Source organism: Janthinobacterium sp. SUN073, from assembly GCF_030397665.1.
In the GTDB taxonomy this organism is placed as follows: domain Bacteria; phylum Pseudomonadota; class Gammaproteobacteria; order Burkholderiales; family Burkholderiaceae_D; genus Janthinobacterium.
In genome coordinates, this window is sequence record NZ_JAPUBT010000001.1 from 979077 (window position 1) to 992785 (window position 13709).

The window sequence follows — 13709 nt, forward strand, 5'->3', positions numbered from 1 at the left end:
GGACAGCCGCGAGACTGTCCTGCTTCCCTGGCGCCACTATGGGCGTCAGAAAGTGCTGATGGCGTTCAGGAACCAGCCCCGGCTGCGGTACGACAAGTCCGTCAAATCGTCCGAGAAGGTCGTGAAGTTGTAGCCGATGCCGATCTTGGCGTGCTTCGCCACATGCCGGTAGACGCCGATCAGGGCGCCGGCGCGCGCATCCCCCGCCTCGCGCGCCTTCAGCCTGCGTCCCTCGATCAGGGCGTCCCACTCCTTGACGATATGAATATCGGCGCGCAGCACCAGCAATTCCGCGCGGCTGGAGAACCAGTCGCCCTGCGTCTTCGACGCCCGCAACTGGCCCGTGCGCACACCGAACTTGCCGCCCACGGACAGCCATGGCCTGACGTCATACGTCGTATCGACATTCAGGATATGGCTTTTCTGCGTGTAATCGAGCACCCCGCCCGTGACGCCGTCAACCTGGCCTGGCGATGGCAGGTTGTAAAAGTACGTGTACTTGAACAGGGTGTTCCAGCGGTCATTGTCGACCGGACGATACGCCGCGCCCGTCACGACTTCCGTGTAATCGCCATCGTAGAAAGCGCCCCGCGTGGAGCTGCTGCGCGACAGGTTGAACTTGCCCAGCAGGCGCCAATCGCGGTCCAGCTGGTAGCTCAGTGCATTACGCGTCAGCCACACCTTGCGGTGTTCGCTGTTCGCGTCCGTGACGCAGCCGCCGTCAGCCGGCACGGTGGCGCAACTGCCATCCACCGTGCCCAGCGACTTCGTGCGGTCGGTGCGGAACTCCAGCGCGCTGGAAAATTTCAGCCGCTCGTAGGCATACGCCGCCGTCAGGCCGATGGCATCGCGCTTCAAGTCGCCCGACAGGGGATTCGACAGCGTGCCCGTCTCGAACTTGACGCCCGTGGTCCAGCGCTCGGTGGGTGCCAGGTCCACGCCGAACGCGTGCGTCAGGCTTTGCGGCCCCGCGCCATTGCCCCAGCGGCTTTCCGCAAACAGGCCCGCCTTGTCATTCAGGCGATAGCGGCTGCCCGCCGTGAGAGTGGACTGGCGGCCGCTGTAGTTCACATCCGGCGTTTCCGTCTCCATGCGGTAGTTCAGGTAAACGCTGCTGCGCTCATCCATCTGCATGTTGCCGAACAGCTGGCCGCCCACGCCGCCGCTGCCGCCCGACGCTTCCGCTCCCAGGCGCAGGCGTTCGCTCACCTGGTAGGTGCCCCCCAGTCCCGCGCGGTCATTCAGGGCGCGGTTGCCGCTGCGCGACAAGGTATGCTGCACGAAGCCGTACATGTCCCACGGCGCATACAGCAATCCTGCCACGCGCGCCGATGCCACACCGGAAGCGAGCGTGGTGTCGGGGCCGTACTGCGGACCGCCGGCCATGCCCGCCTCGCGACCCTGCGTCACCAGCTGGCCCGTGATGCCGCCTTCCAGGCCCTGCTGTGGCACGGCGTTCGACGCCGGTATCTTTTCCAGCGCGCCGTCCCGGGCTTGCTGGCCCTCCTGCAGTGGCCGATAGTCGACGCGCAACACGGCGTCGCTACGCCCGCCATCCTGGCTCAGGATGGCGCTGGCATTGTCCCGACCCGCGCCAGCGGCATTGTCGCGGCGGTCGTGCCGCAGGCCTGCCGACACGCCCCACTCGGCATCGAGCTTGTGGCGCAGCGCCGCTTCCACTGCGCGCGCATCCTGGCTGGTGGCCGTGCGGTCGTCCGCTTTCAGCGACATTTCCGTGCGCTCGCCCAGCGGCAAGGTCGCCGCCAGGCCCGTTTGCCGCACCGCCTCGCCGTTCAGGGTCTGCATGCCGGGTCCCGCGTAACCGGCTTCGCGGTCCTGCCAGTAGGCGGCGATACGGCCGCGCGCCGCGCCGCCCAGGTCGGCCAGGTCCAGCGCACCGTCGAAGCGCTTCGCGTTGGCGGGGCGTCCGCCCGCCGTCGTCTGGTTGAAATCAAAACCGCCGCTCGATGAACTGAGCACGCTGCTGGCGTCGCCGCTGGAACGGGCTGCCTCGGCCTTGATCCAGGTGCCCGGCTTGTAGCGCAAGGTCAGGTCCAGCTCCTTGAGTGTCTGATCCGAACCCTGTTCGCCCTGGTGGTAATTGCTGACGCCGATGCGCACATGGTCGTTGAACCAGTGGCTGGCGCGCACCCCCACCGAAGTGCCGGAAATGGCGCTCAGGCCCGGCACATATTCATACGTCGCCACCAGGTACACGGGATTGCCGCTCAGGCTGGCGCTTTGCACCAGCGCGCCGCCATCGGCCACGGAGGACAGCGGCGAGCGCAAGGTCAGGCGTCCCTGCAGGTAGTTGATTTCATAATCCTGCGAGGGTGTCAGCTGGATGCGTTCGATCACCAGGCCCGAATCCTTGTCGCGCACTTCCACCCACAGGCGTTCCGAACCCTGCGTCAGATCCAGGTGGCGCAGATAGTATTGCGAACCGCCCGTGCCGCGAAATTCCTCTCGCGACTGCAAGGTGCCCGGCGAAGCGGCAAAGGCGTTGACCGTGCTGGCCTTTTCGCCATGGCTGGTGCTGGCGGCGCCATTCCACAGCAGATTGGCGCCATACAGGCCACGGCTGTACTGGGCCAGTTCCGAGCCGCTCCAGGTGGTCTGAAAATTCCCCCACATGACGGACGAATCGCCTTTTTCCAGGCGCACGTAAAAGCGCCCCTGGGTTGGCGCGTCGTCGACGGTGGTACTGTCGTCGCCGTACACGGGATAGTATTTATCCGGATCGATGCGGCGCAACAGATAGTTGGGGTCCTTGCTCTGGAAGTTGTGGAACAGGTCGCGCAGGGGCTGCTCGCGCGTGTCGGCACTCGCCGTCAGCAGATAGTCGCCCTTGATCTTGCCCTTCAAATAGAACGCGCCACGGCCATCGGCCCAGGTCTCGTTTTTATAGTGCTGTGTGTCGCCCGTGACCAGTTCAGCCGGTCCCTTGGTGCGGTCACGGCCAATGGTCAGATCAGCCAGCGCCACATAGAACCAGTCGCTATCGGCGATATTCAGGTTGCGGCGGAAGGTCATGCCCGCCCCGCTGGCATCCTTCACGGCCACTTCCACCGTATGCGGGCCGGGACGCATGATCTGGCGCATGGCAAACTTGCCGTTGGCGTCGACCGGCACGACCATACCCAGCGCCGTCACTTGCTGGCCAGGCTTGATCTTCTCGCCGCTGATGGTGACGCTGCCGCCCGATGCATCGATATTGCGCAGGATCAGACTCGACTCGCCCCAGCCGGCCAACGCTTCGCCACCGGCCTTCTTGCCCGGCGCTTCGACCGGCGCCACATCGAGCAGGCGCAGTGGCTGCAGGCGCGTCTCGTCGAACTTGCCGCTACTGTCGTACACGCGCAGCAGGTAGCCTGTCTGCTCCGGCGCATCCGCCGGCGCCTGCCATGCCGTGGCTTCGCCCATCGTCACGGGAACGATGGCAAATGGCTGTTCCTGCGTACTCTGTCCCTTGGCGAAAATGCGGATCTCGGCGCGCTGCTGGAAAAAGGCATAATTGGTGTAGGTGCCAAAACGCACAGGCGCCTGGCGCTGCGCGTAGGGTGCCGCCAGCCAGACATTCAAGGCCGGCGCAACGTTCAGGGGATCGTACTTGACCTGGATGTCGGAACGTTCCAGCGCCACATCGACGCAACGCTGGCGGTCCGCCTCCTGCTGCTGCGTATCGGTTTCCTGTACCACGCCGTCAATGCTGATGGAGAAGGCAGCATCGCGGTTGGCCACCTGACTGGCAACGGCACAATCGTCGATCTGCACCACCGTTTCGATGCGCCTGGCGGGCGGGCTGGCCACGGGGGGCAGTTCGACGGTTTCCTCGTACCAGGCGCGGATTTCCGTGCGGCGGTTCTGCGCCATGCCTTGCGGCGTGGCGTTCGACGCGATTGCCTCGCTCTCGCCCTTGCCGCTGGCGGAAAAGGCCGATGCCGGCAAGTCCAGTGCACGCATCAGATAGGCCGTGACGGCGAGCGCGCGCGCCTCCGACAGATGCTGGTTCGTCGGGAAAGTCGGCTTGAGCCAGGCGGCGATGCGCTGGTTGTCCGTATGCCCGATCACTTGCACGCGCACCTTCTGCTTGCCGCGCAAACGTGCGGCAAGCGCGTCCAGCCGGGCCGTGGCGGCCGGCAGCAGCACATCGCGGCCGGACTCGAAATTGGTGCCCGACAGCAGGTCGTCAAAGGTCACGCTCTGCTGCGCCGGCGTGGCCGGCGGCGCCGCCTCCAGGATCACGCGGCGCTCGGCACGGCTCAGGCCCGACGGCGCCAGGCCGCTGAAAGCCGGCGACTCCTGCTCGCCGCTCGAGGGCTGCTGCGCTCCCATGCTTTGGCCGTGGTCCAGCATTTTCCCCCGCGGCGCGGGCTCATTTGCCTGTTGCGCATGCGCACCCAGACAAACAAAGCCTATGCTGCCAAGCAAATACACGAGCCGTTTTGGAGCTGGCCTGGCTGCCGCTTTGTGGGCGCCTTGATTGCTAACGTTCATGGTCATTTTCGGTTTCATTGTGCGCCCTCGATCTCGATGACGAGGGGATATTCGTTTTGCAGTGCCTTCCAGCGCGCCTGCATCTCGCTTTCAATCGCCTTGCTGCGGCGTTGCGCCAGCGCGGCATCGCCGCCTGCGGCATACGCGATGCGCAGTACCGATGGCTTGGCGCGCAACTGGCTCACCAGGCCTTCGATGCGTCCGGCCCATTCCGCCTGCAAGGCCGTTTCGCCCGCAACGAATGCAGCGTCGCTCAACTCAAGACGCACTACCCGGTGGATCGTGGCGCCGAAGTTCAGCTTGACCACCTTGCCTCGGGTCAGGCGCACATCGCGCGGATTTTCCGTCGTGACGCGGTAGCCGCTCGGCAAGGTACGGTCGTCAAGCTTCATCACGAAGTTCGAGCCGCGGTCCGCATTCGGAATCGCCGGACAAGCCACGTGGAAGCGTCCTTCCGCATCCGTCGTCACCAGCAAGCCGCGCGCCGTCGCCATGCGCACTCCGGCAATACCCGCTTCGCCTTCATCCTGGTAGCCATTCGCGTTCTGGTCGTCGAATACCTTGCCGATGATGTCGGGACAATCGAAGGTCGCATCCGGCACCACCCGCACCGTGGCAGTAGCCAGGTTGGAAATACGCGTCCCGCCTGTCGCTGCCCAGGCCTGGTTGACGTATTCGCCATCGCCAACGCCGCTGCCCACCATCAGCATCAGTTTGTAGGTCTTCTTCTCCTTCGGCGCGAAGCCGCTTTCCTTCCAGCGCAGGCTGCGGCCATCGACGACAGGTTCCGCCGGTACACCGTTGCGGGTAGCGCTGCCGACGCGGTACTTGAAGCCGGCCGGTATCAGGTCGCGCACGTCCATCGCCCCCAGCGTTGCCGCCTGCGGATTGCTGGCCGTGATCGTGTACGGCACCAGGTCGCCGCGCGTGACGTTCAGCATCGGTGTCGTCTTCGTCACCATGATGCTGTCGCTGCCCAGCGGGTCGAGCGGAATATGGTTGTTCAGGATCGGTGCCGAACCGCCATTCGTGATGACAAAGCTCAGGTAGTACTGCGTGGTCCTGGCGCCTCCGGCGATCAGTCCCGTGCAGTTATTCGGATCGAGTTCCATCTTCGTCGACAATGCCGGCGCCAACTCGCTGGCCTGGATAAAGGCCGGATTCGGCACCAGGCCCACCGTCAATGGTCCCTTGCAGGCCGGCAGGCTGCCCGACGGCGCCAGCAGGTAGTTCGCCGGCGCTACCACGCTGAGCGTATACACGCCGCTGGGGAAGCCGTTCTGCAGCAGGAACTGGTACATGCCGTCGCTGCCCACAGTTTGCGTCTGCTCGGCAACTCCGCCCACCAGGTGCGTGGTGCTGTCGAAACCGGCAGGGCCGCTGATCGACACCACGGCACCAGCCACCGGCTTGCGCGTCACGGAGTCGTACACCACGCCGGCCGGATCAAGCGGCAAGTTCTGCTCGACGATACGGTCGCCGTCGCGCAAGGTCAGGCTGGTGATGCGGCTGCCACCTGGCACCACCACGCCTTCGCCTCCCGTCGAAACGGGCACATTCGGCATGTTGTTGCCATCCTTGAGGAAGGTGATCGTGTAGCCGGAACCCGTCGGCAAGCCACTCGCCTCGTAGCCGGGGCAATGCAGGTTGTCGAACTGGTAGAAGCCCTTCTCGTCCGTGATGGCGCGGCAGATCAACTTGCCTTCCTGGTGCAGTTCGGCCGTCCAGCCAGCCACGCCAGCATGGCTGCCATCGAGCGGACGCACACGGCTGCCATCGCGGTTCAGCCATACGTAACCGTTGATGACGGGCGGCTTCAATTGCGGTATGCCCTTCTCGCCGAACAGATAACCGCGCATGTCGTCGCCCGCCGCCAGCTTGATGCCGGTGATCGTATCCTTGTTGCCCACGCCGACAGGCTTGCTGGCGTTGGCCGACCCCACCGATCCTGGCAGCACCACCGTCTTGCCGTCCAAATAACCGGCCGGCTGCGTTTCCGTCAGGGTGTAGCCGGGAGCATCGCTGACTGGCACCGTATCGAACAGATAGCTGCCGTCGGCACCGGTCACCAGGCTCAGCTTGACCGGCTTGCCATCGGCGGAAATGCCGCTCAGGGCCACCGTTACGCCGGCAATGCCTTTCTCGCCATCGTTCTGGACGCCGTCGTTATTCAGGTCCGCATACACCACGCCACCGAGCTTGCCCAACATATGGCGTTCGCCAAACAGGTAACCGCTCGCCTGCGTCGCCACCGGCAGCACGATATCGCTGATCGTATTGTGTTCTGGCGCCGCACCGAAGCGGACGTTGTTCACCTTGCCGCCAGCGCTACCGGCCGTTTCGCGGCCGTCGAGATACACGGCAGGCTGGCTTTCCAGCAGGCTGTAGGTACCGGCAGGCAGGCCGTCGAAGCGGTAGCCGCCATCGGTTCCCGTCACCAGCGTACGGGTAAAACCGTTCGTGCCGCGCAAGGTGATTTCAATCTCCGCGATGCCCGCCTCACCCGCGTCCATGGCGCCGTTATCGTTCAGGTCGCGATACACGAAACCCCGCAACGACGACACCTGCTCGCGGAAATCATAGCCGCTGCCATTGCCCTGTGGCGGCAGGACGATGGCGCTGATGACATCCACCACGCCGGTACCGACCGGCTTGCCGTTGATGCTGCCGACAAAGGTACCCGTCGCACCCGGATAATTCCCCAGGCCGGCCGGCTGCGTTTCAGTGACCGTATAGCCGCCCGGACCCGATGGATACAGGCCAGGGAACGTGTAACTGCCATCGGCGTCCGTGACGACAGTGACATTGACCGGCTTGCCGTGGCTGTCGACGCCGCTCAGCGTCAGGCTCACGCCCGGCAGGCCTTCGCCCTTCTCGTAGCTGCCACTATCGTTCGCATCGCCGTACACGCGGCCGGAAATACTCGCCGCCAGCAGTTCGCCGAAGTCAAAACGCGTATGGCTCTTCGCCGCATCGAATGGAATGCGCGCGATGGCGTTGGCCGTGCCGATATCGCAGGCAGGATTGGCGCAGGATGCGGCGCCGTCGATCAAGCCCTTGCGGTGGCGTCCGTCCAGATAGGCGGCAGGTTGCGTTTCCACCAGCGTATAGCCGGCCGCATTCGCATTCGGCAGGTCGCCGAAGCTGTAGCTGCCGTCGGCGGCCGTGATGGCCGTGCGGTTGACCGGCGTGATGCCGTCGCGGGCGATGCCGGTCAGGCTGATGCCAACGCCGGCGATGCCCGTGGTTTCAGCCGTATCGCGTACGCCGTTGTCGTTGGCGTCGAGGTAGACGGCGCCGCTGATGGTGCCAGTCTTCTCGCCGAAATCGTAGCCCGTCAATTGCGCGCCCGGTGCGAGCGCGATGGCGCTGACCACGTTGGCCACGCTGGCATTGCCGCCGCCATTGCCGGCCACCTGGCCCGCATCGGCGTAATTGACCGGCTGCGTTTGTGTCACGGTATAGCTACCAGCGAGCAGGCCGTCGAAATGGTAGGCGCCGTTGGCATCGGTCAGCACCGTCACCGGACCGCCTGCGCCACCCGTCAATGTCAACGTCACGCCCGCCAACGGCGTGTCGCCGCTGCTGGCCGCGCCATTGCCATCCACATCGAGGTAAACCTTGCCGGCGATGCTGCCCGTCAGTTCGCCAAAATTGTAATCGCGCGCGCTGCCGCCATGCGGCAGCACGATGCCGCTGAACTGGTCGAAGCGGGGTGCGCTGCCGCCGATGCGGCCTGCCGCGACACCATTCACAGTGCCCACGCTTTCCGCGCCATCGAGGTAGGCGGCAGGCTGGATTTCGACAACGGCATAGCCGCTGCTGTCGCTTTGCGGCAGGCCCGTGAAGCTGTAGGCGCCGTCGGCCGCCGTTTGCAGCGTGCACAAGGCAGGCACGATCACGCTGCAGACATCGAAGCCGTCAGCCGTGGTGCCCGACAGGGTAAGCGTCACGCCGGCGATGCCCGTCTCGCCCGCGTCCTTGCGGCCGTTGCGGTTCGCATCGATATACACGTAGCCGGACAGCGACTGCGCCACGCCGCCCGCCGCGCCTGGCGCCTGGCCGAAATGGTAGCCCGTCGCCGTGGTACCGGGCAGCAGCACGATGGCGCCAGCAGTCCGGATAGCGGCACCCGGCACACCGGTGCCAGGCACGCGCACGGCGCCGTCGATCAGGCCACCCAGGCTGCCTGCCTGCGCACCCGTGTGATACAGGCTGGCCGGCGGCGTGACCGTCACGGCATAGCCGGTGGCGTCGCTCGGCGCCAGGCCGGCAATCAGGTAACTGCCATCCGCGCCCGTCTGGAAAGTGCAGCTCGGTACGGCACTGCCAGGACAGACTGGATGACCGAGATAGTCATTGCCGCTCAAGGTCAGCGTGACACCGGCCACGCCCGTGTTTTCACCACCCTGGCGCACCGCATCGCGGTTGCTGTCCATGTAGACGCTGCCGGCAATCGACGCCAACGCCAGTTCGCCAAAATTGCGCTCGGTGTAGCTCAGGCCCGGTTCGATGCTGCCGACGACGATGCCTTCCGGCGCCGCGCGTCCCGCGCTGTTCGCCACCACATTGCCGGCACCGTTCTGCTCCTTGCCATCCGCATAAGCGGCAGGCTGTGCCAGTTCGGTAAGCGTATAGGACTCTCCCAGACGGCTTGGCGGCACATTGGTGAAACTGTATTTGCCATTGGCGTCGGTGGTGGCCGTGCAGGCACTGCCCATCGCGGCGCACACGTCGGCGCCCCAGAAGGTCTGGCCGGAAAGCTTCACCTGCACGCCGGCGATGCCGCTTTCGCCCGCCTCGCGCAAGCCGTTATTGTTCTTGTCGGCGTACACGTAGCCGCTGATGGCCGCATGTGCGTACTCCTGGAACAGGTAGCCGGTCGCCGCGGTATTCGGCGCCAGCACGATCTGGCCGATGGTGTTGTGCGCCGCGCTGGCAGAGCAGTTGACGCCGCCGTCGCAGCTGGCCGGCGGCGGCGTGCCGCCGGCCGTGCCCGCGACTTCAAACAGGTCGGCATAATTGGCCGGCTGTGTCTCGACGAGGGTGTAGCCACCGGCTGCGGAACGCGGCAGGCGGTCAAACAGAAAGTCGCCGCTGCTGGTATTGAAGGTCAGCGGTGCGCCCGCCGTGCCGATATCGTTGCCCCAGAAATCCTGGCCGTACAGCGAGAATGTCACGCCGCTGGTAATTTTTTCACCGGCATCCATGCTGTTGCTGCGGTTCGCATCGTTATACACAGAGCCGCTGATGCTCGACTTGACGATCTGCACGTCGACGCTGGAACTGTTGTTGCCGGCATTCGGATCGCGCGAGGTACCCGGCGTCGGCACGATGCTGGCGGTATTCGTGATATTGCTGGCGAACGGCCCCGCATAGGCCGGGTATGGCGCCTTCACGGGAATCGTGATGACGACCAGATTGGCCGTATCGGCTGCGCCGGATGCAATCGGCAGCACGCCCAGCGTGCAGGTCACGGTGACCGGCGAACCACTGCTGACGCAGTTATTCAAGGCCAGCGGAGCGCCGGAGCCGAGGCGTGCCGTCGGTGCGCCCGTCAGCACGAAGCCGGCCGGCAGCACATCGGTGACAACCGTGCTGGCCGCCAGGGCGGGACCCAGATTGCCCACCACCAGGGTGTAGGTAAATGGCTGGTTGATGCTGAACGGCGATGCGGGCGACACGGTTTTTGACACCAGTATCAGATCGGTCTTCGGCAGCACGGTGGTGGTTTCCTCCACCACGTTGTTCGTCGCCAGCTTGTCGCCGGTAAACGGTGCCGCACCCGTCTCCAGCGATTCGACGCTGGCGCTGATCTTGTAGGTGATCGATCCCAGCGGCGCGTTGCTGACGGGACCCGTATCGAACTTCAGGCCAAAGACGCGATTGACGCCGCTGGCCAAGGTGCTGCCGCCGGGCGAGCTGGCCAGGTAGCACACCACATTCGTGCCCGCACCGCCGGGCTGGCTGCACGAGGCACCGGTCGGCAAGGTACTACCGGCGGCATTCCACAGCATGGTATACGGCACGGCCACGCCGTCTTGTGGCGGCGGCACGGGAGTCACGACCAGCTTCAGGCCGGTGGCCAGCGAAGGTCCATTGTTTTGCACGCTGACCTGGTACACCAGCGCATCACCGAACGGGCTCTGTTCGTAGCCCGTATCGACGGCCGACACACTCAGATCGAGCTCCTTGCTGATCACGGTGACCGTGGTGCTGTTGCTGTCGTTGGCCGCGTTGCTGTCGTCGGTCGTCGTGCTGATGGTGGCGCTGCTGATATAGGTCGCGTCGAGCGCATCCGGGTAGGGGAACACAGGAATGACCGAGAAAATCAGCTGGCGCGTCTCGCCGTCGCTGAGCGCAAAGTTCTGGCATTCGATGCCAGACTGTCCCGCATAGGGCGCACCGCTGAAGGCGGGCACCAGCGTGCATTGGGCAGCGCTGCCCGCGATGCTGGCCGAGCCGGCCACATAGGCCATGCGGGCCGGATCGATGACCTGGCGCAGTACCACATTGGCCGCGCTGCTGGGCCCATTGTTGCGGATCGAAGTGGTGTACACCAGCGGCACGCCGACGCGCACGGGGTTCGGCGCACCGGACATCGCCGTGACGCCGACATCGGCCTGCGGCACCACGGTGACGGTGGCGCCGGAGCTGTTGTTGGCCGTATTGATGTCGATGGCATCCGGGCTCGATACCTTGGCGGTATTGAGCAAGGCACCATCCTTCAATGGGCGGTTGAGCGTGATGGTGATGCTGCGCGACGCGCCATTGGCCAGGTTCCGCAGCGTGCAATTGACGGTCGAAGCAAAGCTGCAGCTTTCGCCAGCGCCGCTGCCGGCCAGTACCACGCTGCCACCCGTGGTGCCGCCGCTGCCGTTGTACCAGTGCGGCAAGGCGTCGACCACCTTGACGGTCGGTGCGGTGTCCGGGCCAGCATTGCTGACCACCAGGGTATAACTGAAGGTGTTTGACGCGGCCGGCAAGCTGGCCAGGGATGCCGTCTTGACGATGGCCAGGTCGACGTTCAACGGCGTCGATGTGACGCTGGCGGTGGCGCAATTGCCCGTGCTCGCATTGTCCGGCGGCTGGTGCGCCGACCCGGCGGCCATGCCGGTACAGGCGGTATTGCTCAAGGTGCCAGTAAAACCGGCTTGTGCGCGCGTGGTCAGAACCAGGGCAGGCAGTTTTGCGCCGCGCGCCAGGCTGCCAGGGATCGTGTAGGTACAGGTGACCAGCTGTCCGGCCACGCTGCATGTCCAGCCGGTGCCGCTGGCGCTGACATAGCTTTCTTGCGACGACAAGGTATCGGTCACGGTCACGGTGCCGCTGGCGGCGCTGGTGGAGGTGTTCGCATTGGTGACCGTGATGGTATTGGTGATCAGGCCATTGGCCGCGACCAGTCCTGGCGACTTGCTCTTGGTCAGGGTCAGGTGGGCGAATGGCGCGACGATGGTGTAGGTAGCCGAGGCCGGATTGTTCAAGCCATCGAGCGGCGCACTGCGTGCCACGTCCACGACGTTGGCGCCGCCAGTCGCACCCGCGGCGACGGTCAGCGGAATCAGGAACTTGGAAGAGGTGACGCCATACGCCAGCGCGCCGACACTGCAGGTGATCGTCCGGCCCGCCTTGGCGCAGCCGGTCGGCAAGGTGCCGATAATGAAATCGCTGGAAACCGTCGTCTTCACGGTGACGCCGCTGGCGTCCTGCGTGCCGCTATTGACGGCCCACAGGTTCAGGCTGACCGCCTCGCCTTCCGTCAACGAGCTCAGGCCGCTGGCATTCGACACCAGGGTTTGACGGGCATCGAGGTCGGTGCCCGGCTTGACCGTGACGATGACCTGGCTGGGTCCATTGTTGCCGTCTTCCGGGTCACCGGTCTGCAAGTCACTGGACGCCACCGACGCGCCATTGGTGATGGTGCCGGCGATGCTCTTCACGATGCGTCCGCCGATCGTGATGGGGGGAGCCTGCTGCCCGACGCCGATGGCCGCGCCGCTGTAAGTACAGGTCAGCACGGTGCCCGAACGGGCGCATGTCCAGCCAGTACCTGACGCCGATGCGTAGGTAAAATCCGCGCTGGCCGGCAAGTTGTACGTGACCTTGAATTGCGATGCGCTGTCCGGACCGGCATTCGCCACGTCCACCCGGTAAGCCACCGTTGCGCCGGCCTGTGCCGTACAAGCCGAAGGGCAACCGCTCAAGCCGGTCGTGCCGCTGGTGGCGACGCTCAGGTCCGCACCCTTGATGACGGTGACCGTCTTGATCGAATCGTTGTTGAAGTTGTTACCGTCCGTGTCCACATTGGCAAAAGACACGCTGGCCTTGGTCACCACGGCAGAAGCCGTCGAACCGGTACCGCTGAAATTGACTGTCCAATTCGCTGTCTTGCCCAGTCCGCTGCGCGTGCAATTAAGCAGTTGCGGACTGGCCGCCAGATTGAAGGCGCAACCGCTCGGCGCCGTGCTCGATGCAAAATTCACATTGACAGGCAGTGCCACCGCCAGGCGCACGGTGCCCGTGGCATCCAGCAGATCTTCATTATTCGTCACGACCACGGAAAAACTGGCCTTGCCGCCGCGCGGCACGGGGTCCGGCGTTTGCAGATAGGCGGAAACGGACAAATCAACCACCGCCGCCGACGCCGTGCCCGCCCCGCCAAGGGTACAGACGCAGACGATCAGCCATAACAGCCGTTGCAGGAGACCGCGGGGCCCTCCCCGCTTGCAGGAGATCAGACAGGAAAAGAAAGTTCGCAAAAAGGAGGACATAGGCATGGCAGTCGTCAGGAGGTTGTGCGGTGTGCTGCAACGGCACTTCCGGCTCAGAAAAAACAGCGAACAGCCTGTTTTTTCACCCTGCCTGCATGACAAGGCGGCACGAAAGTCAACAAATACTCAATGTGTAATTTTTAGCAACACTGATGATTTGCGACATTTTGGTGCATTTCTTGATGCTTCACAAGCAATAGAAATATTAAATGATTAATTAATTGAGATTTGACAAGAAAATACAAATTCCCACAAATTCACTTGCGCTCATGCCAACAAATGTGTCTATTTTATTATTTTTTACAATTGGTATTAAGCCAGCTTTCTTGGCCTAATACCCAGTAAATAGCAGAAAATAGCGTTAAATATACCAATTTCTGTCTATCTTCCACTATGTACGCCACCGTACATAGTGGAAGATAGAATGTTTACCATATGATA

The 13709-nt window shown here is 64.1% G+C and carries 3 protein-coding genes; 1 reads left to right on the forward strand and 2 read right to left on the reverse strand.

Annotated features, from left to right (window positions below):
* Positions 1-45: 45 nt before the first annotated feature.
* Both O0882_RS04500 and O0882_RS04505 read right to left on the reverse strand, forming a co-directional pair.
* Entirely contained in the window at positions 46-4335 is a 4290-nt protein-coding gene (locus O0882_RS04500) for an OmpA family protein (protein ID WP_289945677.1), read from the reverse strand.
* 176 nt (positions 4336-4511) lie between these two features.
* A complete protein-coding gene (locus O0882_RS04505; protein ID WP_289945679.1) occupies positions 4512-13121 on the reverse strand; it encodes an SdrD B-like domain-containing protein in 8610 nt (2869 codons plus the stop codon).
* A 151-nt stretch (positions 13122-13272) separates the two neighbouring features.
* On the opposite strand from O0882_RS04505, the gene O0882_RS04510 reads away from it, so the two are divergent.
* On the forward strand, positions 13273-13485 hold the full coding sequence (locus tag O0882_RS04510) for a hypothetical protein (protein ID WP_289945681.1): 213 nt from the start codon (positions 13273-13275) through the stop codon (positions 13483-13485).
* Positions 13486-13709 lie beyond the last annotated feature (224 nt).

What these genes read in the sequence shown, in the direction of transcription:
- O0882_RS04500 (WP_289945677.1), bottom strand. Translation starts at nt 4,335, where the DNA reads ATGGGAGCGCAGCAGCCCTCGAGCGGCGAGCAGGAGTCGCCGGCTTTC.
- O0882_RS04510 (WP_289945681.1), top strand. Translation starts at nt 13,273, where the DNA reads ATGGCAGTCGTCAGGAGGTTGTGCGGTGTGCTGCAACGGCACTTCCGG.